Origin of the sequence: Sphingomonas sp. FARSPH (genome assembly GCF_003355005.1) — a bacterium.
Taxonomy (GTDB): domain Bacteria; phylum Pseudomonadota; class Alphaproteobacteria; order Sphingomonadales; family Sphingomonadaceae; genus Sphingomonas.
This window is the reverse complement of record NZ_CP029985.1, coordinates 2502501-2526474: the sequence shown is the minus strand read 5'-3', so window position 1 is coordinate 2526474 and position 23974 is coordinate 2502501. Positions and strand designations below refer to the sequence as shown.

General features: G+C 65.4%; 22 protein-coding genes. 7 read left to right on the top strand and 15 right to left on the bottom strand.

From position 1 onward, the window contains the following. Positions 1-108: 108 nt before the first annotated feature. Positions 109-492 (bottom strand): nuclear transport factor 2 family protein, encoded by a 384-nt coding sequence (locus DM480_RS12110; RefSeq protein WP_115379362.1) that lies wholly within the window; start codon positions 490-492, stop codon positions 109-111. Positions 493-586: 94 nt separating this feature from the next. On the opposite strand from DM480_RS12110, the gene DM480_RS12105 reads away from it, so the two are divergent. After that, positions 587-1528 (top strand): LysR family transcriptional regulator, encoded by a 942-nt coding sequence (locus DM480_RS12105; protein WP_198665821.1) that lies wholly within the window; start codon positions 587-589, stop codon positions 1526-1528. Positions 1529-1637: 109 nt separating this feature from the next. On the opposite strand, the gene DM480_RS12100 is transcribed toward DM480_RS12105, so the two are convergent. The 10 genes from DM480_RS12100 to DM480_RS18110 all read right to left on the bottom strand — a co-directional run bounded on the left by DM480_RS12100 (position 1638) and on the right by DM480_RS18110 (position 12961). Then, on the bottom strand, positions 1638-2048 hold the full coding sequence (locus tag DM480_RS12100) for a hypothetical protein (protein WP_115379358.1): 411 nt from the start codon (positions 2046-2048) through the stop codon (positions 1638-1640). Between the two features lie 507 nt (positions 2049-2555). Beyond that, the gene (locus DM480_RS12095; RefSeq protein ID WP_115379356.1) at positions 2556-2948 is read right to left on the bottom strand and encodes a VOC family protein; all 393 of its coding nucleotides are present in this window, start codon (positions 2946-2948) and stop codon (positions 2556-2558) included. 230 nt (positions 2949-3178) lie between these two features. Then, entirely contained in the window at positions 3179-4525 is a 1347-nt protein-coding gene (locus DM480_RS12090) for an alpha/beta hydrolase family protein (protein WP_115379354.1), read from the bottom strand. A 20-nt stretch (positions 4526-4545) separates the two neighbouring features. After that, positions 4546-5583 (bottom strand): alpha/beta hydrolase, encoded by a 1038-nt coding sequence (locus tag DM480_RS12085; protein WP_232833984.1) that lies wholly within the window; start codon positions 5581-5583, stop codon positions 4546-4548. 109 nt (positions 5584-5692) lie between these two features. Further along, positions 5693-6985, bottom strand: a complete 1293-nt coding sequence (locus DM480_RS12080) for a glycoside hydrolase family 1 protein (protein ID WP_115379352.1) — start codon at positions 6983-6985, stop codon at positions 5693-5695. Beyond that, positions 6985-8319, bottom strand: a complete 1335-nt coding sequence (locus tag DM480_RS12075; RefSeq protein WP_115379350.1) for a hypothetical protein — start codon at positions 8317-8319, stop codon at positions 6985-6987. The genes DM480_RS12080 and DM480_RS12075 overlap by 1 nt, the downstream gene beginning before the upstream one ends. Further along, positions 8319-11093 carry a TonB-dependent receptor domain-containing protein gene (locus tag DM480_RS12070; protein WP_232833983.1) on the bottom strand — a complete coding sequence of 925 codons (2775 nt, stop codon included), beginning with the start codon at positions 11091-11093 and terminating at the stop codon, positions 8319-8321. The genes DM480_RS12075 and DM480_RS12070 overlap by 1 nt, the downstream gene beginning before the upstream one ends. 83 nt (positions 11094-11176) lie before the next feature. Then, a complete protein-coding gene (locus DM480_RS12065; RefSeq protein WP_115379346.1) occupies positions 11177-12136 on the bottom strand; it encodes a FecR family protein in 960 nt (319 codons plus the stop codon). After that, a complete protein-coding gene (locus tag DM480_RS12060) occupies positions 12133-12705 on the bottom strand; it encodes an RNA polymerase sigma factor (RefSeq protein WP_198665820.1) in 573 nt (190 codons plus the stop codon). Before DM480_RS12060 ends, DM480_RS12065 begins: the two co-directional genes overlap by 4 nt. Before the next feature lie 109 nt (positions 12706-12814). After that, positions 12815-12961, bottom strand: coding sequence for a hypothetical protein (locus DM480_RS18110; RefSeq protein WP_157968794.1), 147 nt, complete (start codon positions 12959-12961; stop codon positions 12815-12817). A 386-nt stretch (positions 12962-13347) separates the two neighbouring features. Here DM480_RS18110 and DM480_RS12055 point away from each other — a divergent pair, with 386 nt between their 5' ends. The 3 genes from DM480_RS12055 (at position 13348) to DM480_RS12045 (ending at position 18038) form a co-directional block, all read left to right on the top strand. Further along, the gene (locus tag DM480_RS12055; protein ID WP_115379344.1) at positions 13348-15810 is read left to right on the top strand and encodes a TonB-dependent receptor; all 2463 of its coding nucleotides are present in this window, start codon (positions 13348-13350) and stop codon (positions 15808-15810) included. 102 nt (positions 15811-15912) lie between these two features. Beyond that, positions 15913-17358: a sulfatase family protein gene (locus DM480_RS12050; RefSeq protein ID WP_115379342.1), complete on the top strand. Its 1446-nt coding sequence runs from the start codon at positions 15913-15915 to the stop codon at positions 17356-17358. A 356-nt stretch (positions 17359-17714) separates the two neighbouring features. Then, positions 17715-18038 carry a hypothetical protein gene (locus DM480_RS12045; protein WP_115379340.1) on the top strand — a complete coding sequence of 108 codons (324 nt, stop codon included), beginning with the start codon at positions 17715-17717 and terminating at the stop codon, positions 18036-18038. 165 nt (positions 18039-18203) lie between these two features. Here DM480_RS12045 and DM480_RS12040 read toward each other — a convergent pair whose 3' ends face one another. Beyond that, positions 18204-19007 carry an alpha/beta fold hydrolase gene (locus tag DM480_RS12040; RefSeq protein ID WP_115379338.1) on the bottom strand — a complete coding sequence of 268 codons (804 nt, stop codon included), beginning with the start codon at positions 19005-19007 and terminating at the stop codon, positions 18204-18206. Positions 19008-19036: 29 nt separating this feature from the next. On the opposite strand from DM480_RS12040, the gene DM480_RS12035 reads away from it, so the two are divergent. Continuing rightward, positions 19037-19996, top strand: a complete 960-nt coding sequence (locus DM480_RS12035; RefSeq protein WP_198665819.1) for a LysR family transcriptional regulator — start codon at positions 19037-19039, stop codon at positions 19994-19996. 17 nt (positions 19997-20013) lie between these two features. On the opposite strand, the gene DM480_RS12030 is transcribed toward DM480_RS12035, so the two are convergent. Beyond that, a complete protein-coding gene (locus DM480_RS12030; RefSeq protein WP_125471520.1) occupies positions 20014-20514 on the bottom strand; it encodes a hypothetical protein in 501 nt (166 codons plus the stop codon). Positions 20515-20612: 98 nt separating this feature from the next. Then, positions 20613-21479, bottom strand: coding sequence for a LysR substrate-binding domain-containing protein (locus tag DM480_RS12025; RefSeq protein WP_115379332.1), 867 nt, complete (start codon positions 21477-21479; stop codon positions 20613-20615). 271 nt (positions 21480-21750) lie between these two features. Here DM480_RS12025 and DM480_RS18870 point away from each other — a divergent pair, with 271 nt between their 5' ends. Then, the gene (locus tag DM480_RS18870) at positions 21751-22272 is read left to right on the top strand and encodes a hypothetical protein (protein ID WP_198665818.1); all 522 of its coding nucleotides are present in this window, start codon (positions 21751-21753) and stop codon (positions 22270-22272) included. A 341-nt stretch (positions 22273-22613) separates the two neighbouring features. Here the strand turns inward: DM480_RS18870 and DM480_RS12015 are convergent, their stop codons facing one another. After that, complete coding sequence (locus tag DM480_RS12015; RefSeq protein ID WP_232833982.1) at positions 22614-22946, bottom strand: winged helix-turn-helix transcriptional regulator; 333 nt, start codon at positions 22944-22946, stop codon at positions 22614-22616. Between the two features lie 136 nt (positions 22947-23082). Between DM480_RS12015 and DM480_RS12010 the strand changes: the two genes are divergently transcribed. After that, complete coding sequence (locus DM480_RS12010) at positions 23083-23832, top strand: SDR family oxidoreductase (RefSeq protein ID WP_115379328.1); 750 nt, start codon at positions 23083-23085, stop codon at positions 23830-23832. Positions 23833-23974 lie beyond the last annotated feature (142 nt).

Below are 23974 nucleotides of genomic sequence, written 5' to 3'. Positions count from 1 at the left end.
CGGGTAACGAGACGTGTCCGTTGTTGGAACCAGTCATCTGCCTTTGATGCCGACGACGAGGTGCAGGTAAAGTGTAGGCCGCCGGAACTCGCGTGGAAAACGCTTACTCTAATCGCGCGCGAAAAAGCGGTCCATCCCGGGAATATCGGAAAGAAACGTCTCAATCGCCGCAATGCGCCCGTCGCGCAGGCGGCAGACGGTAGCCAACTTTTCGTCCAGCCGGATGCCGTTGCGCTCAGCCGTGTTGTGAAGTGCCAGAGCCATGTTGTCGCGGCTAAGTAGAATATGCTCGAGCTTGAAAGACAACCCATAGCTGGCAATCAAACGGGCTCGTTCCACGACCGCGTCGGCGCCAGCGGCCGTTCCCGAGATCGCGTTGTCCCCAGGCAGGGTCCAGCTTGCGTCGTCATGGAACAGCGACCGCATCGCGGACCAGTCGCGCGCAACCAGCGCGGTATGAAATTCCTTGGCTAGGTCTTCCGCCGTCATCATGATTCATCTCCTGAAACAGTACCTCGTCAGAGGTAGGAAGCCATAGGTTGATCCGGCAACAGTATGGCGCGTATGTTTGGTATTCGTCATGCGGATGAACGATGCCCTTCTGCCGTTGCTGCCATCGCTTGTTGCGCTGGTCGAGGAAGAGAGTGTCGGCCGGGCGGCCAAGCGAGTGGGCATCAGCCAGCCTCGCATGTCCGCGCGGCTGGCAAGCCTACGCGCCGTTCTCCACGATCCCTTGCTCGTGGCCGCGACGGGGCGGCGCGGGCTGGTCGCAACCGACCGCGCAAGAGCCATCGCCGACGCGGCGCGCGGTGCTCTCACGGACCTCGACGCCGCAGTCGCCGGACGCGTCTTCGATCCGGTTCGCGCCGAGCGGATATTCTCCATCATGGCGAACGACAACGCGGCGACGATCGCGGCTCTGCCGTTGGTGAGCGCCGTGCGCGGAATGGCTGGACCCGGCGTGCGGTGCGCGTTGCATCAGTTTGATACGGCGCGGCTCGATGATCTGGAGAAGGGGCATATCGACCTCGCGCTAGGCGCGCCGGCACAATTCGATCGATTGCCGGCGCTGATGGTGCGTACGATCGTTCGCGACCGGTTCGTGGTAGCAGTACGCCCTGCTGGTGCGTGCCCCGTCGATCTGGACGATTATTGTAACCGCGATCACGTTCTTGTTTCGGGCGATGGTGGTGGGTTTACAGGACTCGTCGATCTGGCTCTTGCTGACCGCGGTCGGTCGCGACGCGTCGCGCTGTCTGTACAAAGCTATCTACTGGCGATCGAGGCGGTCGCAGCCGACGATCTCGTCGCCACGCTGCCCCTTAGCTTGCTGACCGCCTCCGCTCGCAGTCTTGCGCTAGGCGAGCCACCCTTGTCGCTATCGCCGTTTACATTGGTGGCGGCGTGGCATCCGCGGGTCGATTCCGACCCATCGCACCGCTGGCTTCGCGATCGCCTCAGCGAACTCTACCGAGATCGCACGCGCGGTGCGGAGCAAGGCCGTCGGGTCGAAAAGGGCAGAGCGTAACCTGCAAACCGTAACCGTAATCGACGCAAACTTAACATATGTCCGCTTCCGGGAGTCGCTTAAGTCGCCGCGAATGGCCGCAACTGGGTCTTACCACCCAGCGTTCCACCTAGCTTCCCGTGATGGAACGGCTTACGCGTCCATCGGCGTCGAGGAAATCGATCGACGCCTTTCCGTCTGCCCCCACGCGAACCTCCAGCCGCTTCCGGCCCGCCGCGTCACGCATCGCCAGGACCGACGATTTGTCCAGAGCCCTACCCAAAAACGCGCGCGGCATCACCGCGGCACCCGCCGCACGCACGGCCGCGTCACGGGTTGCGCCTGACGGCTCCTGCACCAATCGTGCTACCGCGGGGAAATCAACTGGCTGATCGGGGCGGTCGTTGATCGCAAGCCCGACCTGGCGGTCTTTGCCATCCTCAGTACTGCCCAGCGCAAGGGTCTTGGTCCTGTCGCCAGCGATCGAACGACAATGCCCCAGATTGGTCGGTTTGCCGTCCTTCAGTGCGCCGGAAAACACCAGACCGCCGTTCTCGGCGCCTTCGTCATTGAAACAGCATGCCAGCCTGCGGTCGGTCAGGATGCGGCGTCTCTCGTCCAGCGACGATGATCCCGGGCATCCGGCTGCGGGATGCGACGGTCATGCACAGCGTGCCATCCGGCTCCCGGATGTTGAGCCGTTCTACGTCGATCGCATCGAACGCCGCGACCTTTGACGGGGTTCTCGCTCCCAAAAACAGCCACGCTGTGGCCAGGGCATAACTGCCGCATACCCGCCTATTGCCCGTGACGCGTCCAGTCTATGTCTTCCTCCCTCTTAATCATGGCATGCAGAGCGGAACAGATGTCGAGCACCGTCGAAGACAGCGCGCCAGCTTCGCCTCCCCTTCGTTCTTTGGCAGATGCGGCTTGACCGCCGCCCACGCATAGTTCGATAGCCAGCACAGCGCCGCGCCCAACCTCCCATGATCTAAATTGCCTGTGATCAGGAAAGCCGCCTCCACCTCAACCTAAGATCAAGCCAGCATCAAAAATACGGTTCGGCCGTCATCCGTTGCGACACCCACCAGATATTCCCGGCCGGGTCCCGGACTCCGCCCTGTCTGTCGCCGTAGGGCATGTCCCCGACATCCATGATTTTCTCGGCACCGGCCTGCTCTGCCTTCGCCATCGCAGCGTCAGCGTCAGCGACATAAAGGTAATGCGCCGCGCGTGTCGCGGGAAACTGCTCGGACGCCTCGCTGACCATGATCGTCGTCGCTGAGAACTGAAGCTGGCAGTTGGCGATGCGCCCATCCGGAGCCGTGCTACGGCCGATCTCGTGTGCGCCAAACGCCGTCTTTAGAAAGTGCACATATTCCTCGGCTCCGTCAGCGAAGATATACGGTGTCACTACGCCAAAGCCTTCGGGTACATGCATCGCGCGTCTCCAACCAGCGGCTACACTCTGGCGCCATCCGCGCATGCGTCAATCACCTGATTGGGTTTGAACCCTAGCGCTCGCCGACCGGCTCAACTCTAAAGGGCGGAGCAGGGAGATTTCATACTCCGTCGATTCGATCGAGGCCTGCGATACGACGTGAGGTGGCCGTAGCTCTTTCGGCATCGGAACTGCGGCCGCCGGGGCACGATCGTCAACGCACGACCACACTATTTCACCACGTCCGGCGCCGGGCGGCTGCCAGTCTCCACCCAGCCGTGCAGCGCCGACCACGCCGCCTTCGTCTGCGCGGGCGTGAAACCGCAATGCGTATACGCCTCGACACCCCCGACGGGTAGCGGGGCACGCAATGGCGGCACGGGATATCCGGCCAGCAGGCGCGCGCGGCCGGCCTTGCGGACGGCGTCAACCAGCATGGTTTCCTGCGAATAGGGTACTAGCGAATCGATGCTGTTGTGCATCGTGACCAACGGATCGGCGATTCGGCCGGTCGCTTCGTGCCAGCGCGTCATATAAGCGAGCGCCGCGGGCGACGCGGCGACGCGCTGGATGTCGCGGTTGAGCGCCGCGGCCTCCGCCGCCGTCATCGTGTCGCTGGCATAGACCTTGCCGATATTGCCATAGGGCAACCCGCCGGCCGTCCCCGCCATGTCGTCCGCGCCCAAGCTGATGGTGACGAGCGGAAAGGCGATCGATCCGGGGTCGACGTCGAAGCCGCCGATCGCCGCAACCTGCTTCACGATGCGCGCCTCGTGCCCTGCGGGGTTCTTCTTCGCGGCATCGAACAGCGCCAGCACGGGCGTCGCGATCCGTGTCAGCTGCGCCCAACCATAGGTCTTGGCATCCATCGTGCTGCCCGCGGGCGGCGTGGTGGACAAGGCGGAGCGGCGAATGTCCTGTTCGCCGGGCAGCGCATAAGGCGTGCCCTTCGTCAATACATTGTAGGCGGCGCGCATGTCGTAGAGCTGGCCGAGCAGCGTCTTCCAGCTGCCGACGACGCCGCATCGCGCGAGCCCGCCGGCGAACGCACCCGGATAGGTTTCGAGCAGCGTGACGACGATCCCGCCGCCCATCGAGTCGCCGGTCGCATACACGCGCCGTGCACCCATCTTGACGAGGAAATCGCGCAGGCGCTTGGTGTTGCGGGTGCCGGTTTCGACCCCCAGCCCGTCCTTGTCATAGGCACTGTGCCCGACGGCCACGCCATCGTCATAGGCGAAGCGCATCATGCCGCCCCCGGTGGTGGCCGCTGTCGGATCCTCGGACACCGCAACCGGCGTGCCGGGCGTCGAATAGCCATGCGCGTAGACCAGGCCGTCGCCTTTCCATCCGGCGGGGAAGGAGACGGCGAACTGATCGCCCTCCAGCTTGCCGACCAGCGTGACGCCGCCCGCCGGGGCGGGGCGTGCCACGACATCGGTGGCACCGTTCGCGCGCGCCTTCGCGACGAGCGCGGATTGTGCGGCAGTGAGCACGGCCGGAGCGGGCGCGATCTGCGCGGCGGCGGGCGCTACGGCGAGCAGCGCGAGAGGCAAAGCGGCAAGGCGAAGCGGCATGAGGTTTCTCCTGTCGGGGATCAGCGAGGACGACGGCCGAGATGCGCGTCGAAGAAGCGCGCGATAATCGCGAACGCCTCGTCCGATTCGGGCATGTCGGGCCACATGAAGAAGGCGTGAGGCAGGCCGTCGAACAGCTGCAACTCACTGTCGACGCCGGCCGCGGCCAGTCGGCGATGCGCGAGCGTCAGCGCGCTGACCGCAAAGTCGCGTCCGCCCGCCAGCAGAAGCGTCGGCGGCATCGCCCTGATCTGCGTCGGCGATTGCAGCGGGTAGGCGAGCGGATCGCTTACCGGCACCCCTTCCATATAACTGACGGGCAGCGTCGTCGGCAGCGAGGGAATCGCCGGCGGCGCGTTGCCCGCCAGCGCGGGTGCGACAAAGGGGCTGTCGCCGCTATACGCCGCGCCGGTGCCGCAGAATGTGCCGATCGCACCGGGGCGGGGCAGACCCTGTTTCGCGATCCACGCGGTCGCTTGCGCGGTGATGACGCCGCCTGCCGAACAGCCGTAGATTCCGATATTTTCGGGCCGATAGCGTTTGAGCAATGCGCGATAGACCGCCGTCACGTCCTCCGATGCGGCTGGATACCGGTGTTCGGGAGCGAGCCGGTAATCGACCGTCACGACCCGGATGCGCATGGTCGCGGCGACCGGAATCGCCTCCACCAGCGCTCCGCTGCCGGCACCCCACATGAATGCGCCGCCGTGGACGTTGATGAGGAGACGGGCGACATTGCCGGGGGCAATGCCAGCCTGCGGCGTGACGTCGTCCACCCCGACACCGCCGATCGTGTCGTGCCTGGCCTCGGTACGGAATCGCCGCCGCATCTCGGCAAGGCGGTCGTCGTTCCACTGACCGTAGAAGGCGCGTTGTTTGGTGACGTCGCCGGCGATGGACGCAGGGGCGGTCGCCGCGGCCATACGGTCCAGCACCGCTTTCGCCGCGTCGCTCAACTGGTTCGACGGCGGCAGGCGAAAGGCGGGCACCGGCGTTGCCGGTCCCTGCACCATCGCCGGCACGGCAAGCAGGACGATCGGCATCAGCCAGCGGATCATGGGTTCGTCTCCTTGGATCGGCGTGGATTCGGCAGCCCCGCCGGCAAAGTCACCGCGGCACGGAGCCCGAGTTCCCTCATCAACTCAGCCCGCGGAAATGCCGGTGCACTCATGCCGTTCGGCGGGCCTGCGCGATGCGTCCCAGCACGCGGGCACTGGGCTTGACGGTGCGTTTGAAGGTCGTGCGGTCGACGGCGACCAGGCCGTAGCGCGGCTTGTAACCGCTGAGCCATTCGAAATTGTCGAGCAGCGACCAGTGAATGTAGCCGAGGACGGGTAAGCCGTCACGCCGCGCCGCCTCCACCGCGGCGATCGCCGAGGGGATGAAACGTGCCCGTTCGGCGTCGTCGGTCGCGTCGATGCCGTTTTCGGTCACCATGATCGGTTTGCCCGTGGCACGATGCGCATAGCGGATCGATCCGCCGATCGCTTCGGGTTCATAGGGTTTGCCGTCGGCCCGGCGCTGCGTCTTCACGGGGGCATCGACCGGGCCGTTGCTGCCGAGGTACGTCCGTTCATAGGTCTGCACCCCGACGAAATCGTCGTCGCGTGCCGCTTCGAAGAAGGGTTCGTAATAGGCGCGGCGCTTGGCGGCGAGCATCGCCTCGCCACCCGACAGCGCGATGTCGTCGGAGATCGCAAGGCTCATTCCCACCGGCAGGTCGCTGCGCACCGCCTTGATCGCCGCGCGGCCGAGACGGTGGGCGCGCAGCAGGCCCGGAATCATCGGCGCAGGATCGCCACCGTTGAGCAGCGAGAAGCGGTCCGAACCAGACGCCTTCGCCGCCGCGGCGATCATCGCCTGTGTTGCCGCCTTGGCCTTCGCGTCCGGCCGGAAACGCGACCACGGGCCGCTGATCGACAGATTGGGTTCGTTGAAGGTCAGCGCATAACTGATCCCGCCGGCCATCGCGCGGGCGACGCGGTCGCAATAGCGGGCGAACAATGCGGGCGCATCATCGGCTTCCCATCCGCCCCGCGCGGCGAACCAGCGCGGCGTCGTAAAATGATTGAACGTCACGACGGGCGCCAGGCCCGCTGCGCGACAGGCTGCGACGATCCGCGCATAATGGTCGAGATAGGCCTGGCTGAACTGACCCTCGGCCGGCTCGATCCGGCTCCATTCGACCGAGAAGCGATAGGCGTTGAGGCCGAGCGCCTTTACGATCGCCACGTCCTCGTCCCAGCGATGCAGGCTGTCGCAGGCGTCGCCCGAGGGCTCGGCGAACAGCGTCGGCTTCATCTGTTCGAGCAGCCAGATATCGGCGTTGATATTGTTGCCCTCGACCTGGTGCCCCGCGGTAGCCGCGCCCCACAGGAAGGTGTCGCGGGGGCCACGCGCCAGCGCGGGCGTCGCCATCGCCGCCGCTCCGAGCGCAAGCGCCTGTCGCCGATCGATCATCAGTAAACTCCCAGTACGGGCTTGCGGCCGCTCTCGACCCAGCCGTGCAGCGTGTTCCACAGCACCCCCGCCTGCCGCGGGTTGAAGCCACAATGCGCCCAGCCTTTTAGGCCGGTGCCGGGAATGTCCTTCTGCAGCGACGGGGCCCAGAACTGGAACAGATGCGCCTGATTGCCTGCGGCGTTCACGCGCTGCCGGAGCAGCAGCGCTTCCTGCGCGAAGACGAGGCCGTCGTGGCGGTTGTGGACCGCGATCAGCGGCGTGGTGAAGCGCCCGGTCGATTCATGCCATTGCCGGGCAAAGGCGCGCGCCGGCGCGTCAGAGGCGATCCGCTGGATACCGGCATTGAGCTCGGCCTTCTCCGCGGTGCTCAGCAGCGGGCTGTCGTAGACCTTGCCGACATTGCCGTAGACGACGCCGCCGAAGCTGGCGCGCATGTCCTCCATGCTGACCATCGCGGTCATGATCGGAAAAATGAAGCTGGCGGGATCCGCGTCCGCCTTGGCCACCGATGCAATGCGCGATATCATGCGGGCTTCGGGACCGTTGGGGTTGGCGCGCGCCGCCTTGAACAGGTCGGCCATGACCCCGCTCATCTTCTTGAGCTGCCAGAATAGCCATGGCGTGCGGACGAACCCAAACCCCGTCGGGGGCGTCGGCGACACGCCGTTCGCGGCGATGTCGTGATTGCCCGGCAGTTCGTATTTGGTGCCGCGCGCGTAGAAGTTATAGGCGGCGCGCAGATCGACGAGGCTGCCGATCTCGCTGTCCCAGCCGCCGGTGACGCCGCACGCGCTCATCGCGCCGGCGAAGGCCTTCGGATGCTGTTCAATCAGCGCCATGACGATGTTGCCCCCCATCGAAGCACCGCCAAGGTAGAAGCGCCGCGCGCCGAGCCGTTCGAACCAGCCGCGCAGGCGCAAAGTGTTGGCGACGCCGCTTTTCACCGCCATCGCCGGTTTGTCGTACGCGCTCTGGCCGACGGCGAAGCCTTGTTTGTAGGCGGCAGTCAGGAACCCGCCGGACGGGTCTTTCGCGACCGGATCGGCCGGTACGGACACCGGACTGCCCGGGATCGAATAGCCGTTGGCGAACAAGACCGCCTGCCCGTTCCACCGCGCGGGCACGGCGATGCCGAAGGGGCGGCCGGCGAGTGTGCCGGCGACGCTCATGCCCCCGTCGGCGCGACCGTTGGCGTCGATGCCCGCCGCGCCGGCACGGCCCATGCGGTCCACCAACTGTTGCTGCGACGGCGTGATCGCGCGACGTCCGGGCCCCGAACTGCACGACGCCAGCAGCAAGGCGATGATCGCCGCCGGAACATGCCTGCGCATCAGAAGCGATACCGCAGCGACAGGCCGTATTGCGCGGCTTCACCATAGATCGAATTGCTGAACCCGGAATTGTTGTAGCCGGTATTGGCGGTGATCCGATATTCTTTGCCGAGCACATTGGTGCCGTAGATCGCCAGATCGAGCGGTGCGCCGCGCATCTGGTTCCATTCTAGGCGCAGGTTGAGCAGGCCGTAGGGATCGATCGTATCGAAAGGCTGCGCATCGGGCGCGACGCGCTGGCGCGACTGCCACGAATAGGTCGCACGCAGCGCCATGTCCCCCTCGCCCGCCGGGATCGGCAGCGCCAACCGCCCGTCGAGGCTGAACTTGTGCCGCGCGACGAAGGTAAAGGGCGTGCTCGACAGATCGCGCGACGGCTGCGCCGCGGTCAGCGCCGAAGGGATCGCGGGGATCGGGATCGTGACATAATCGAGGAATTTGGCGTCGTTGTACGAATAGGTGCCGCTGATCGTCAGCGCCTTGAAGGGCACGATCGCGCCTTCGAATTCCAGGCCGACGACGCGCGCCTTCTTGGCATTGGCGAGGATGTCGGCGCCGGCGATCGCGGCACGCTGCACCACCTGCACGTCGTTGAACCAGGTGTAGAAGGCCGACACGTTGGTACGCGCCTGCACCCCGCCGATCGTCCAGTCGCGCTTCAGTCCGACCTCGGCATCGGTCACCCGCTCGGGTTTGACCGGCGCGAGCGGGTAATCGCTGCCCAGGAACAGCGTCACGATCGGGTTGTTCGCACCCGATTTATACCCCCGACGCGACACCGCATAGACCAGGGTCTGCGGATCGGCCTGCCAGTCGAGGCCCAACTGCCAGGTCGGCCCGTCGCTCTTGCCGCTGAACGTCGGCCGCGTGCAGTTCGGATATTTCAGCGTCGGGAAGCCACCCGCGGCCACCGCCAGAAACGCGTCGTAGACGCAGAGGTTGGCGTTGAGGCCGATCACCTGCGCCGCCTGCGCCGGGGAGACGATGCCCAGCGCGGCAAGGCGGTTGAACACCTGATAGCTCTGCGCATCCTGATAGCTTTCGATGTCGCCACCGAAGGTGTCCCAGGTCCAGCGGAAGCCAGCGGTCGCGGTGAGCGTGGGGACGATCTTATACTGCGCCTGCGCATACAGCGCCTTGCTGCGACCGCGAACCGAGGCATAGGGCTGGACATTGAGCGCGGGGAGCAACGGGCCGTTGACGCCGAGCAGCGCCTGCACCGCGGTCGGCAAGATGATCGGCCCACCACCGAGGATACCGCCCGCCTGTAACGGATTGACCGTCAGGAAGGTGAGCGGCGCCGGGCTCTTTTCGTCGAGGTAGAAACCGCCGCCCTGCAGGCTGAACCGGCCATTGTGGTAGCGGGCCTGCAATTCCTCGGTGATCGTGCGCAGGTTGTTGTTGTAGCCGCCCGGGAACGCACCCAGCAGGTCGGCGATCGGCAGCGGCGTCGAATCGCGATCGGTCGCGCTGGTCGAGCGACTGCGGCCGTAGCTGAAGACGTTCTTGATCGTGAGCTGCGGCATCGGCGACCAGGTCGTGTTGTTGAGGACGAGCAGGTTTTTCGCCTTCTCGAACGTATTGACGCCCGTGGATGTCAGCCGCGGCCCGCGCGCCTGTTGCTGGGCGAGATAGGGCTGGAGGAGCGCGGCATAGGGGCTGCCCGGGCGCACCGCGAGCAGGATGCTGCCGCCGCCGTGTTCGTCGACGTCGATATAATTGACCGCAGTGTAGCTGTTGATCGTCGCGGTCGGGTTGAACTGGATGCCCAGGCGCAGCGAATAATTGTTGCGGTTGAGATAGTCGCGCCCCGTTAGCACGTCGCGGACATAGCCGTCGCGCTTATCGAACTGACCCGCGACGCGGATCGCGAGCACGCCGTCGACGATCGGAATGTTCAGCGCGGCCTGGGCGCTGCGGCGGCGCAGATTGCCGAGCGTCCCTTCGACATAGCCCTCAACCTGGTTCATCTTGGGCCGCGCCGGCTCGAGCAATACGGCGCCGCCGGTCGTGTTGCGCCCGAACAGCGTTCCCTGCGGCCCTTTGAGCACCTGGAGCGAGGCGAGGTCGTAGAAGCTGCCCGGACCGCTCGCCGACGAGGGGACTTCGGCGAAATAGCCGACGACGCCGGGGCCGCTGCCGGTCCCTGCCCCGCCGCCGCCGCCCATGCCGCGGATCGTATAGGTTTCCTGGTTGCGCGCGACGTTGCCGAGCACGGTCAGCGACGGCGTGAAGTTCTGCAGGTCGGTGGCGGTATTGATGCCCTTTTCACGGATCGTGTTCTGGGTGAACGCGGTCAGCGACACGGGCACCTTCTGCGCGCGTTCCTCCGTCCGGCGCGCGGTGACGACGATATCGTCGATACCGCTCGCAGCCTGCGCGGTGGGATTCTGTTCGGGCGCCGCCGGAGCGACCGCCACCTCCTGCACGCCCGCGTTCGTGGAGGTGGAGGCGACGGGACGGGTGACGGCAATCGCACCCGATGGGTCGCGGTGCATTTTGAGCCCCGATCCCGACAGGATGCGGCCAAGGGCATCGGCGTCGGGGAGCCGTCCGCGTACGCCCGGCGAACGCAGGCTACGGATTTCGTCGGACCGATAGAGGATCTGCTGTTTCGACTGGCGTGCCCAGGCGTCCAGTGCGGCCTTCATGCTGCCGGCGCCGATCGCGTAGGTGCGCAGCGTGCTGCGGGTTTCGGCCTGTGCCGCCGCCGGCACCGCACCGACGATGGCGCTGGTCGCCATGATGATTCCAAGCGCATGAGACTGACGCATGATCCCCCCCTTATGTGTCCCGCCGGCCTCTGCGAGCCGTCACGGGGTCAGACGTTTGGCCTCGCCAAAACCGTAACGCGCCTTCAGGATTTTATCGTGACGCCGTCATGATCGGTGATGACGGTCAGGCCGAAGGCGTCGTGCAGCAGGCGTGTGAACGCATCGACGTTGGTCGCCTCGAACGATCCACCGATGCGCAGCCGGGCAGCCTGCGCATTGCCCAAACGAATCTGACGGCTGTTGTAGCGATTGAACTCGTGCGCCGCCTGTTCCAGCGTGACCTGGTCGAATGTGAGCACCCCGCGACGCCAGGTCAGTGCGTCCTGCACCCGCTGTTCCGAACGGTCGGCCAACAGCATCGACCGGCCGCGGACGATCGCGACGTCCCCCGCGGTGATGATCGCCGCGCGTTCCGGCATGGCGGTATCCGAGTCCTCGACGCGCACCCGCCCCTCGACTACCGCGACGGTGACGGTATCGCCATCGCGCCGCACCGAGAATTTGGTGCCGAGCACCGTGACCTGGCGACCGCCGGCGAACACCACGAACGGATGACGCTTGTCGTGCGCGACCTCGAAAAAGGCTTCGCCGCGATCGAGCCACACGCGCCGTCTGCCGTTGGCGAAGGACGCGCGCAGCGCACTGGCGGTGTTGATCGTGACCGCGCTGCCGTCCGTCAGCGCGACCTGACGTCGCCCGCCGATTCCTGTGGCGACGCGGATCATCGATGAATCGGCGCTGCCGGACCTGAGATGCCACAACGACAGGACGGCCATGCACACCAGCAATATCGACGCTGCGATCGCCCAGACGGGGGCGGAGACCCACTGCAACGGCGCCGGTCGCTGCTCGCTGCCGCGCATCGCGGCGAGCCGATCGGCGGCGGTCCAACCCGCCTCCAGCCGCCAGAACGCCGCCTTGTGCGCGACGCTCTCGTTCAGCCAGGCCCGGAGCACGACTTCGCGATCGGCGGACCAGCCGGGCTGTTCGCGCACGACGAGCCAATGCGCGGCCTGCTGTTCGATGTCCCGTGCCGCGCTCATCGATCTGCCTTTCGTACAGATGTCGATCGCGCAGGAGGACGGCTGATCCGCGCTTCTCCGCCGAGCATGAAGTTCGCCAGCGCGCGCAGGCCGAGCGTCAGCTGCCGTTCAATGGTGTGGTGACTGACCTGCATACGGTCGGCGGTTTCGCGAATGCTCAGGCCTTCGACCTTGCGCAGCCGCACAACCTCACGACACCGCGGCGGCAGCTGGTCGAGGCCGGCCATGGCACGCCGCAATTCGTCGCGCGCCGTCATGGTACGGTCTTCGGCCAGCAGGTCGCGGTTCACGTTCACCGTGTCAATGTCGGCGATCTGTTCGAAGGAGACAATCTTGGCCCGCCGCGCCCGGTCGACGAGCACGTTGCGTGCGATCGTGAAGACATAGCTGCGGGTCGATCGCATGCGGTCGGCTGGCGATGCGGTCAGCGCCCGCTCGTACACCTCCTGCCGCAGATCGAGGACGTCGGACTCGTCGCGGCAATGCCGGGCGATGAACCGGACGAGGTCGCGCTCCAGCGGCAGGACCTCCTGCGTGAACCATCGTTTGATCGCAGCGTCGTCGTGCATCGTCCGTTTAGACGGATCACGACGCCGAAGCCGTAACATCAGCAATCGACCTGCCAGCGAGGCGCGCATCCGCCCCGACAGCCGACTATCGCGACACCCATTGCCGCGATCATGGCTGCGCTGTGACCGGATACCGCTCCTGCAGCGCGCTGGCGACACCGCTGGTCCAGCCGAGGCCGTCCTGCGTGGGATATTCGCCGCCCCCGCCGGGCCGGGACGGATCCTGCGCCGCCGTCGCGAGTGCAAGGGCGATCACGTGCCGTCCCAACGTTCTCATGATTGTCCTCCGCTATCTCTGTTCAAGGCCTGATGAGCCCGGGACGCCACCACGGCCCGTCCCGCGGTCCGATCGCCATCGGCACATCCTTAAGGCGGGACGCCCCGTCGATCGCGCACAGCGCGGGTCTGCGCATCGCCAGGATCATCACGACCGCGGCAAAATAGGCCAGCGACAGCGACGTCCTTCCAGGGCGCGCCGGGCGGCGGCGATCTGGCTCGCCTGGGCGCGCGATGCAAATCCGTAACACCAGAAAAACTATTCGCGGCTACACGCCGAATTCCATTGAGCAATGACCACATCGGTCGCAAACGACACGATAACCAAGCGCTTCCGGATCCACCGGAACATCATGGGAGGATATCATGAACACCATCCATAGGCATGCACGCCTGCTGATCACCACCGCACCGTTCGCGCTGATGATCGCCGGCCAGGCGCAGGCGCAGACCGTACCCGCCGAGGCGCCCGTCGCCGCGACCAGCACCGCGCAGCGGGCCGAGCCCGACGCCGGCATCATCGATCCCGACGCGCAGGCGGGCGAGGACATCATCGTCGTGGGCACCGCCGGCGGCGGCACGCGCCGGCAGGACGCGGCGTTCGCAGTCACCACGCTCAGCAACGATGCGATCGAACGCGCCGCGCCGAACAGCACCGCTGATCTTCTGCGCACCGTACCGGGCGTCATGGCGGAAAGCTCGGGCGGACAGAACGGCGCGAACATCTTCGTGCGCGGCTATCCTTCGGGCGGCGACGCGCAGTTCGTGACTTTCCAGTTGGGCGGCGTGCCGATCTTCCCGCCGTCGACGCTGTCGTTCCTCGAAAATTCGCAATTGATCCGCCTCGACGAAACGGTGCAGCGCGTCGAGGCGGTGCGCGGCGGCACGGGGTCACTGTTCTCCAACGGGCAGCCGGGCCTGACCGTCAACGTCGTGCCACGCATCGGCGGCGACACGTTCAAGGGCTTCGCGAAATTTTCGTACACCGATTACGATGAAGCGCGTGGCGATGCGTGGGTGTCGGGGCCGCTCGGCGGCAACACCAGCTTCATGGTCGGCGGCTATTACGCGCAGGGCAACGGCATCCGCGACCCCCGCTATCGCGCCGAACAAGGCGGACAGGTCACCGCCAATATCCACCACGATTTCGAAGACAACAAGGGATCGGTGGAGGTCTATACGCGCTACCTGAACGATCACGGCCAGTGGCTGCTGCCGATTCCGATCGTGCAGAACGGTACGTCGATCAGTCAATATGCGAACTTCGACGCGGGCACCGGCACGCTCGCCGGACCCGAGACGCGCGTGACGACCAACCTCGTCGGGCGCACGCTCGACCTGGCGCAGGGACGTGGGGCGAAGGTCATCAACACCGGCCTTACCTTCGATTACGCGGTTGTCGAAGGGCTGCGCGTGCGCGAGCGGATCAGCTATCTCGGTGGAACCGCCGACACTGTTGGCCTGGTGCCCGCCGACGCGCCGACTGCGGCGTCCGCGCTCGCGACGACGCTCGGCGGCGCGGGTTCGACCGTCACCAGCCTGACGTATACCAATGGTGGCGGCGCGGTCGCGGGTGGCGCGGCGACGCCGCTGATGCGCGCCGGCGTCTGGGAAGTCCGCAAGAAGATCACCTCATTCGTCAGCGACAGCGCGCTGGAATGGACGGCGGGATCAAACAAGCTGACCGGCGGCTTCTATTACGCCAATTACACAACCCGCGATAACTGGTCGCTCGGCAACCAAATTCTGCTGACCGCGACGCCGAACGCCCGCGTCGTCGACATGACGCTGACCAACGCGACCGGCCTGAAGCAGGCGACGCTGCGCGGCTTCACCAGCGGCCCGACCTTCCTTGTCAACGCAGGGTACGAAGGCAACGACTATGCCCTCTACGGCGTCGACGAACTGCAGATCACGCCCGAACTGCGCATCGACGGCGGCGTCCGCTGGCAGCGTCATGAGGTTACCGGCACGATCCGCACGCCGGGCGGCAGCGTGAACCTCGATGGCAATCCGAATACGCTCTACGACAATGCCGTCGCGGTGATCGGGGCCCCGCGCCAGGTCCGGTACGCCGATTCGAAATGGTCGTGGACCGCGGGTGTCAATTACGACTTCACCCGGACGGTCGGCGTCTTCGGACGCTACAGCCGCGGCAACAGCTTCCCGGCGTTCGACAATTTACGCGAAGGGCTGACGATCGTCGCGCAGGTCGACACCTACGAGGGCGGGCTGAAGGTCTCGCTGCCGTGGGTCAGCCTGTACGCGACCGGTTTCCACAACAAGTTCGACGGCTTGGCGACGACGCAGATCATCAACAACGTGCCGTCCAGCGCCACCGGCGGTGCCAAGGCGACGGGCGTCGAGCTGGAGGGCACGCTGCGACCGTTCCGCGGCTTCAGCCTGAATGCATCGGGGACCTACCTGGATGCCACCTATCAGGGATTCTTCACCAACAACGGCCTCATCAACAACACCGGCAACCGCGTCCAGCGGCAGCCGAAATGGGGATGGCGCGTGACGCCCGCGTACGAGCTGCCGATCGGCACGCTGCGCCCGGCGCTGTTCGCAACGCTGCAATATACCGGCGATCGCTTCTCCGATCCCGAGAACAACCAGCTGCTGCCGCATTTCTATCAGCTCGATGCGGGCGTGTCGGTGGATGTGTTCGACCATGTCCGTCTTCAGGTTACCGGCAACAATCTGACCAATGAGATCGGACTGACCGAGGGCAATCCGCGCATCATCGGGTCGCAGGGCACCGGGCCTATTCTCGCCCGGCCGATCCTCGGTCGTTCGTTCCGGTTTAGCGCCGCGCTCAATTTCTAAAGATGGCGGCGCCCTCCGGATCGCCGGCGCCTCCCCCAACCTGATCCGGAGGTTCTTTATCACGCGGCGGCAGCGTCCGCTGCCGCCGCCAAGGAGTATCCGATGGTCGATCGGCGCAGCGTCATCAAAGGCATCATCAGCTCGACAGCGGTTTCCGCCGCGCCGCCAGTCGTGGCGGGGGATGTCGTTCGTACCGCAGGTGCTGGCCGGCACCGCAACGTCCTGCTGCTCATTTCCGACGATCAGGGGCTAGATGCGGGCTGCTACGGCGTGCCGATCAAAACGCCGCGAATCGATCGACTGGCGCGCGAGGGGACGCGTTTCACGCAGGGCTATGCTGCGGTGTCGTCGTGCAGTCCCAGCCGCGCGGTCATCAACACCGGCCTCTACTCGCACCAGAACGGCATGTACGGGCTCCAGCACGACGTGCATCACCAGTCGCTGCTCGACGGGATCGAGACGCTGCCGGCGATGCTGCGCCGCGCCGGCTATGCCACCGCACTGGTTGGCAAGAAACATGTCGGCCCAAATGCGGCCTTTCCTTATGAGGAGGAACTGGTGCCGGAGCGCTCCGGTATCCGCGATGTGCGCGAACTGGCGATCGCGGCATCGAGCTTCATCCGCTCGCACGACGATCGGCCGTTCTTTGTGACGATCGGCTACAGCGATCCTCATCGCGCACCGGTGAATTACGGCAACGATCGCGCCTGGCCGGGGGTCAAGCCGACGCTGTATGATCCGGCCCGCGTCCCTATTCCGTCGCATCTTCCCGACCTGCCCGCGGTCCGCGGCGACTTGGCCGAATATTACGAATCGCTCAGCCGCCTCGATGCGGGCATCGGGATGCTGCTCGACGACCTCGCCACGATGGGCCGCGCCGACGATACGCTGGTGATCTTCCTCAGCGACAACGGCCGACCGTTCCCGGGCGCGAAGACCAATCTGTATGATCCCGGCCTCCATTTGCCGCTGGTGATCCGCGCGCCAGGCACGCCGCCTGCGGTCAACGACGCGATGGTCAGCTGGGTCGATATCGCGCCGACGATCCTCGAATGGACGGGCGTGACGGCGCCGGCCACGCCGCCACTGTCGGGTAAATCGCTGCTGCCGATCCTGGGCAAGCGCGGCGATCCCGCCCGCGATGCGGTGTTCGCGAGCCACGACTTTCATGAGATCAATCAATATTACCCGATGCGCGCCATCCGCACACGGACGCACAGCTATATCCTCAACCTCGCGCATCCGCTCGACTATCCGATCGCCGGCGATGTCGCGGGATCACCGAGCTGGCGTGCCATCGTTGCCGATCCCTCGATCGCCCTGGGACGGCGCACCCAGGCGATCTATCGGCACCGTCCCGCCGAGGAGCTCTACGACCTTACCCGCGACCCCGACGAGCTCGTCAACCGTGCGGACGCGCCCGATTTCGCCGCGATCAAGGCGCAGCTTGCCGAACGGCTTCGGTCGATGCGGCAAGCCACCAAGGATCCGTGGCTCGAGGGCCAGACCGATCCGTACCGCCACGGGGAGACCAAACGGCCAGACTGACGGATCGGTGACGACCACTGACTGATGCGAAGGCTCTCTCCCGCCGATACGTAACGGCACGCAATGTGCCTCGGCAACTCGCAGGGCCTTGTCTAGGCTCGCCCACCGGACACGTCGCGCAGCTGCGTGGCCCAGTCGGGCCAGCCGCGGGACGGTTGCGCAATCGCCCAAACAAGACTGTAGCCGATGTAACAGCCGAATCTGTCGGGAAGGCCGGCCGGCGGCTTGCTCCCGACCTAGCGCCTGCGCCGTCACAGATGGGCTCGTATCATCGAATTGCCGGGACTGAACAGCTAGTCTCGTCCGCAGAAGGCCCCCTCCCATGCGGCCCCAGCATCTTGAAGGAGGCGAAGACCATGATCGCGTTTCAAGTCTATCTGCTGTCGCTGACGGCGACCTTGTACCTGTTGCGTGGGATGCTGGAATTGCCGGATGGGGGTTGGCGGTTCGAGGTCGCACTGACCGCTGGTGTGGGGGTCGGCGTGCTCCCTGTGCTCGCCGCTTTGGCCGCCGTCGATGTCACATGGGGACGATGGCTTGTCGTCGCGCTGAGTGCCTTGGGCGCGATCGTCAACGCCGTACTGTTGGTTCGCCTATGGCAAGGTTTCAGCATGGTGGCGTATATCACGATGCTGATCATCGTCCTCTATGCCGCTGTCGTGGCCTTGGTCGTTCTGTAAGCATAGGAGTTCCGGGACACCGTCACTTTGCGTCGACGACCACCGCCGGGAAGGGCGTGAAGCCGCCAGCATCGGATATGTCGATCGGATGCGCTCGCCGGAATGGACCCTCTCGGTTGCACCGTAACGCCGGGGCGACCGGCCGGTGGCGGCTGAACCCGTCCGTCAGGCAGCATGATCTCCCGACAGGAACCCGGCCACGTGCTGAACGAAATCGTCAGCTATCTCGACGTTCAGGAGGTGGACGCCGTCAAGCATGACGAGACGAGCGTTCGGGATCGTGGCTACGATTTGCTCGCTGTGTGCAGGCAGCGTCACCGTATCGGAGGTTCCGCCGATCACCAGGGTGGGCGCGGCAATGAGGGTGTTGGTCCGTCGGAAGTCCATGTCGCGAACGGCGGCAAAACAACCGGCCAGGCCATCCGGAGACGTTCGCGTTATCATCCGTCGAAACGCCGCCACCACCTCAGGGCGCCGTTCGGGATAGTCCGCAGGAAACCAGTTGCCGATAAACATGTCGGCCATCGACTCCATGTCCGTGCGTGATCGCAACTGCGCTATCAACGCGTCCCATTGCTGGGCGGGCGCGAGGGACGGGGCGGTGTTCGCCAGCACCAGCCGCCCGATGCGGTCCGGCGCGTGAATTCCCAGCCACTGGCCGACCATCCCGCCCAGCGAAAGACCGCAGACGTCGACTCGCCCGATGCCGAGCGCGTCGAGCAGCTCGAGCGCATCGCGCCCCAGCCGATCGAGCGAATAGGCGCCCATCGTGACGCCGGAGCGGCCATGCCCTCTCGTATCGTAGCGGAGGACCCGGTGCGACCGGCTGAGTGCCGGCACGATCTCGTCCCACATCTCAAGGCTGGTAGCTATGGAGTTGGACAGCATCAGGACCGGCGCATCCACGCCGCCGTCGAGGCGGTATGCGATCGCGACCCCATCTCCCGTTCGTGCGAACTGTTTCTCCATCGATGATCTCCTGATTGGCAGCGCTATCGATGGACGGTTTCGGACTACTAAAAAATTACTATGGTGGCGAAATGACTGTAGATATCGACTACAATCTCGACGGGCTCAAACTTCATGATTTGCGCTGCTTCGATGCCGTGGTGCGCATGGGCAGCTTCCAGGCCGCCGCGGCGAGGCTGGGACGATCCCATCCGTCCGTGTTCACGGCCGTGGGTCGGCTGGAAGCCCGGCTTGGTCTCGCGTTGCTGGACCGCGGTGGCTACCGCGTCGCGCTGACCGAGGCGGGCCGCGTCCTGCACGCCCGCGTGACCGCAACGCTGAGGGATGCAGCCGCGCTTGGCGCACAAGCGCGGCTGCTTGCCGGGGGAGCGGAGGCCAGCCTTCGGATCGTGATCGGCGACCTGTGCCCCCGCGCGCCGGTGTTCGACCTGCTATCGTCCTTCTTCGCCCGGGTGCCGGCCACGCAATTGCGTCTGGACTATGAAGCGATCGGCGGACCCTTCGAGCGGCTGCGGAACGGCGAGGCCGACATCATTTTTCATCGCGCCGAGTCCGAACTGGCGGGGATCGAGCGTATTCCGATGATGGACGTGGAACTCATCCCCGTCGCGGCGCCGGGGTTTCTGCCGGCATCCGCGGACGGGAACATCCCACCGGACCACCTTCACCGGTCGACGCAATGTGTGATCCGCGACTCCGCACGTGCCGCCCAAGGAGGTGACTATTTCCTGCTCGACGGGGTGAACCGCTGCTCCGTCCCGGACCATGCGATGAAGCGGGAACTTATCCTCTACGGATTGGCCTGGGGCCACCTCCCCGACTTTATGGTGCGGGACGACCTGACATCGGGTCGCCTGGTCAGGATCAAAGCTCCGCATCTCCCGCGACACGTGGAGACCGTGACCGCATCGAGGTGCTCGGGTGGCATTCATGGCCCCGTCGCTGAGCGTCTTTGGCAATGCATCATCGCCACCTACGGCGCGAAATAGGAACCGGCGATGACAGGCTACGATGGACGGTGGGCCCGCTGACGCGCTGCAAGGCGGCCGCTATTCGCCGAGAATATCAGCGATGCCAGCATGGGTGCGACGTCGGAGGGAATGTTGAGGAAGACTAACACTGCCGAAGCCGCCAGAGCGGCGCCCATCACCGCGAGCGAGGAGCGGCCCAGCAGCTTCCAGAGCGGCAGGAAGTGCACCGCCATCACAACCAGTACGACTGCTACGAGGTAGCGGTCGGCCCGCATGCCATGGGCGATGACGATGGCAGCCACGACGGCGACACCGGTGGCGACGTTGATGCGGATGATGCCGGCCGACACGTCGGGATCGTTCCGACCAGCGCCGCCTCGCCCGTCGAAACTGACAGTTGATGCGATCAGCGCGAAGAGACTGGCGCCCAGCAGGATGAGCGCGACGGGTCGATGCAATTCCGCATAGACCATTGCGGCACATGCCGCGCCGTATATCGCATGGATGATCGCTATGCGGTCTGTGCTTCCCTTCACGGATGACCCCCTCGTGATGCTGCGGTCCGGGCCAAGATGGCGCAGCGTTCCTTCGCCTGCCGTCCCGCGTGCATCGTCAGACGGCACGCCGACCTTGTTTAGCCAGCCTCCCTGGAAAGCCATGCCGCAAAGGCGCGGAGCTTCGGCGCGGACCGTCGCTCATGTGGGCAGACGAACCACAGCGACATTCCCGTGTCCAACGGCAGATCGATGGGGATGACGAGCTGTCCGGAGTTGAGTTCGGCGGCCCACAATTCCGGTGTCAGGATCGCAACGCCGTGCCCCGCCATCGCCGCAGTGCCTTCCGCCACCTGCGAGGCGAGCCGGATGCCGCCATGAGGTGCGGAGCCGAGCGTGATGCCGGCGTTGGCGAACCAGTCTTCCCACCAGACGTCGTCCCGGCTAATCAGCGGCGTAGCCAGCAGGTCCGCCGGAGAACCGATCGCGAACCGGCTGGCCAGTTCGGGGCTGCACATGGGGACCGCATGAATGGCCATGAGCCTGAGGGCGTAAAGGCCTTCGGCAGGGATCGCGGTCGTTCGAAGCGCCGCATCGACCCCCCTGAAATCGGATAGCGCATCGCTGATGTCCAGTCGCAGGTCGATATCGGGCCTCAGCGCTTGAAAACGGCCCAGCCGCGGCGCAAGCCACTTCACCGCCATCGTGCTGCTGCAACTGACGACCAACGCCTGTTCGTCCGCCTCGTAGAGCCGCCGGACGGCCGCGGAAATCGATCCTAGTGCACCCGTCATGGTCCGGGCCAGGTCCGCAGCAGCCGGGGTCAGGCGAACGCGTCCCCGCTCCCGGACGAACAGGCGAATGCCAAGCTGCTGCTCGAGAAGTCGCACTTGGTAGCTGACGGCCGCCTGCGTCATGCCAAGCTCGCCGGCCGCCTGCGTGAAGTTCTCATGTCGTGCTGCCGCCTCGAAAACGCGAAGGGCGGCGAAGGAGGGCTGATGGGACATGCCCGATCATTAGCGGTGCACGCACGCGTCCAGCAAACCAGATCACAGCGAAGCACATAAGCGCACCTTATGCGCCCTGCGGACAATCGCCTGGCTGTCCTCACATAGATCGCCGACCCTCGGGCCGAGAGAAGGAGGACGGTCATGATCCTGGATCACATCGAAGCAAGATTGTGGGCAGATCACGGCTCGGATATGAGCCAAGCAATCGACGCCATGGTTACCGACGTCGGTCGAAAACTCCGAGCGATGCTTCTAAGATTCCGGCGGGATGTCCGGCGTGACCGCCGCTAGATGGGTGGCGCTCGCTCGCCGACCGTCGGGCTTCCCGACAGGAGCCGACTTTCGGATCGAAGACATTCCGATTCCTCCTTGCCCTCCCGGTGGCTTACTCCTCGAGTATCTCTGGCTGTCCCTCGAACCCTACATACGCGGGCGAATGGGTGACACCGCGTCGTATTCGCCACCGATGCCGATAGGAGATGCGATGGTCGGCAGGACGATCAGTCGCGTCCTCCAATCGGACAACGCCAATTTCGTAGCCGGCGACGTCGTGATCCCGCAGGGCGGATGGCAGACCCACACCGTATCGGACCGCGAAGGCCTGAGGCGTTTGCCTCGCGGCCTGGCTCAACCGACGCTCGCCCTAGGTCCGCTCGGGGCGCCGGGCTTCGCAGCCCATATCGGGGTCAGGGACATCGGGCGCGTCTCGGCGGGCGAGACGCGTCTCGTTTTAGCCGCGGCCAGACCCGTGGGCGCGACGGCAGTCCAGATCAAGGCTTCGTCTCGCTAGATTGGGCCCATCGCGAAAGCACATTCCGTTCGGACATGCAGCGCTGGCTGAAGCAAGGGCGGATTCAATTTCGCGAAGACGTAGTTGAGGGGTTGTAGGAAGCGCCGGATGCCTTCGTCAGGCTGATGAAGGGACAGACCTTCGGCGAGGCGTTGGTCAAGCTCAGCCCGGCATGGTCTCCGTAATGCTCGCGCAATCGCCTTGCCAGCCCGGCCGCTCGACCTCTCCGACTAAGCGCAAGGTCGTGCTGGCAGGAGATTGGCATTCGCTGGCCGGGCGTGATGCCGGGAAATCGTTAGGTGCGGCTGCCGAATGGAGTCGGCTTGGAAGGCGCATGCGCGTCATTCCGGATGATCTGCCGATCGCATTTCGAAAATGGCCACGGTCTCGCCATGGGTACGCATCCAGTCGGCGAGGGAATCCAGCGTCGGCTTCAACGTGCGGCCGAGATCGGTGACCGTATAGTCCACGCGTGGCGGCACCTCGGCGTGCACCCGCCTCGTCACCAGGCCCCGGCGCTCGAACAGCCGTAGATGCCGGCTCAACTCCTTCTGCGTGATCGGAGCGGCCGCGCGCTGCAGTTCGCCGAAGCGTACCGGGCAGTCCTCGACGATGAGCCGATAGAGGATCGGTATCGCCCATTTGCCGGAGATGAGGTTCACGAAGGCGACCATGGGACATCCCTCGCCCGGGTCAACCACGGCGCGATCTGGACTCGGCGTCTGCATGCCCCATTGGTATCAAAAAGGTGCCTACTATACAATTGAAACCGACCCGGGCCATATGCTGTCATCGTAATGGAGACGCGACATGGCACGACTGGCGGGCAAGCATGCCCTGATCACCGGAGGCACGAGCGGCATCGGTCTGGAAACGGCGCGGCAGTTCATCGCGGAAGGTGCGCAGGTCGCGATCACCGGCCGATCGACGCAGGGACTGATCGCGGCGAAACGCGAGCTAGGGAATGCACTGCTCACGTTCAGCAGCGAAGCCGGCGACGTCGACGCCCAGCAGGTGCTCGCCGATGACCTTCGCACGGCATGGGGAACGCTCGACATCCTCTACGTCAACGCCGGTGACGTCACACACCGGCCCCTGGCGGATTGGGACGAAGCCACGTTCGACGCGCAGCTGTCGACCAATCTGAAGGGACCGTTCTTCCTGATCCAGGCATTGCTGCCGCTCTTCGCCGATCCAGCATCGATCATCCTGTGCGGCTCGGTCTCGGCACACATTGGCCTGCCCCAATCCAGTTCCTACGCGGCGGGAAAGGCGGGCCTGCTTTCGCTCGCACGGACGCTGTCGGGCGAATTGAAAGACCGGGGGATACGTGTGAACGGCCTCAGCCCCGGCCCCACCGAAACGCCGGCCCTCGGCAAACTGGGACTGGAGGATGCCGCGGAGGCGGCGCTGCGCAACGAGATCCGAGCGCTCGTGCCGATAGGGCGTATGGGCACACCGCGCGAGTTGGCCAAGGCGGCGGTGTTCCTCGCTTCGGACGAATCGACGTTCGTGGTCGGTACGGAGTTGCTGGTGGACGGCGGGGTCGGCAATCTCTGATTTGCAAAGCACAGTCGGATCACGGCGGAGGTGCACAAAGCCGCGAGCCGATCGCGTAGCGCGGCGTACCAATGACGCCCGGCAAGTCGAACGTAGCTCTGCATAGGCCCGAAACTAAGCCGAATACATGATCGAGTTCGCG

What these genes read in the sequence shown, in the direction of transcription:
- DM480_RS12040 (WP_115379338.1), bottom strand. Translation starts at nt 19,007, where the DNA reads ATGGAGAAACAGTTCGCACGAACGGGAGATGGGGTCGCGATCGCATAC.
- DM480_RS12110 (WP_115379362.1), bottom strand. Translation starts at nt 492, where the DNA reads ATGATGACGGCGGAAGACCTAGCCAAGGAATTTCATACCGCGCTGGTT.
- DM480_RS12085 (WP_232833984.1), bottom strand. Translation starts at nt 5,583, where the DNA reads ATGATCCGCTGGCTGATGCCGATCGTCCTGCTTGCCGTGCCGGCGATG.
- DM480_RS12055 (WP_115379344.1), top strand. Translation starts at nt 13,348, where the DNA reads ATGAACACCATCCATAGGCATGCACGCCTGCTGATCACCACCGCACCG.
- DM480_RS18870 (WP_198665818.1), top strand. Translation starts at nt 21,751, where the DNA reads ATGTCCGGCGTGACCGCCGCTAGATGGGTGGCGCTCGCTCGCCGACCG.
- DM480_RS12095 (WP_115379356.1), bottom strand. Translation starts at nt 2,948, where the DNA reads ATGCATGTACCCGAAGGCTTTGGCGTAGTGACACCGTATATCTTCGCT.
- DM480_RS12070 (WP_232833983.1), bottom strand. Translation starts at nt 11,093, where the DNA reads ATGCGTCAGTCTCATGCGCTTGGAATCATCATGGCGACCAGCGCCATC.
- DM480_RS12025 (WP_115379332.1), bottom strand. Translation starts at nt 21,479, where the DNA reads ATGTCCCATCAGCCCTCCTTCGCCGCCCTTCGCGTTTTCGAGGCGGCA.
- DM480_RS12045 (WP_115379340.1), top strand. Translation starts at nt 17,715, where the DNA reads ATGATCGCGTTTCAAGTCTATCTGCTGTCGCTGACGGCGACCTTGTAC.
- DM480_RS12075 (WP_115379350.1), bottom strand. Translation starts at nt 8,319, where the DNA reads ATGCGCAGGCATGTTCCGGCGGCGATCATCGCCTTGCTGCTGGCGTCG.
- DM480_RS12060 (WP_198665820.1), bottom strand. Translation starts at nt 12,705, where the DNA reads ATGCACGACGACGCTGCGATCAAACGATGGTTCACGCAGGAGGTCCTG.
- DM480_RS12105 (WP_198665821.1), top strand. Translation starts at nt 587, where the DNA reads ATGAACGATGCCCTTCTGCCGTTGCTGCCATCGCTTGTTGCGCTGGTC.
- DM480_RS12010 (WP_115379328.1), top strand. Translation starts at nt 23,083, where the DNA reads ATGGCACGACTGGCGGGCAAGCATGCCCTGATCACCGGAGGCACGAGC.
- DM480_RS12080 (WP_115379352.1), bottom strand. Translation starts at nt 6,985, where the DNA reads ATGATCGATCGGCGACAGGCGCTTGCGCTCGGAGCGGCGGCGATGGCG.
- DM480_RS12050 (WP_115379342.1), top strand. Translation starts at nt 15,913, where the DNA reads ATGGTCGATCGGCGCAGCGTCATCAAAGGCATCATCAGCTCGACAGCG.
- DM480_RS12035 (WP_198665819.1), top strand. Translation starts at nt 19,037, where the DNA reads ATGGACGGTTTCGGACTACTAAAAAATTACTATGGTGGCGAAATGACT.
- DM480_RS12065 (WP_115379346.1), bottom strand. Translation starts at nt 12,136, where the DNA reads ATGAGCGCGGCACGGGACATCGAACAGCAGGCCGCGCATTGGCTCGTC.
- DM480_RS12015 (WP_232833982.1), bottom strand. Translation starts at nt 22,946, where the DNA reads ATGGTCGCCTTCGTGAACCTCATCTCCGGCAAATGGGCGATACCGATC.
- DM480_RS12090 (WP_115379354.1), bottom strand. Translation starts at nt 4,525, where the DNA reads ATGCCGCTTCGCCTTGCCGCTTTGCCTCTCGCGCTGCTCGCCGTAGCG.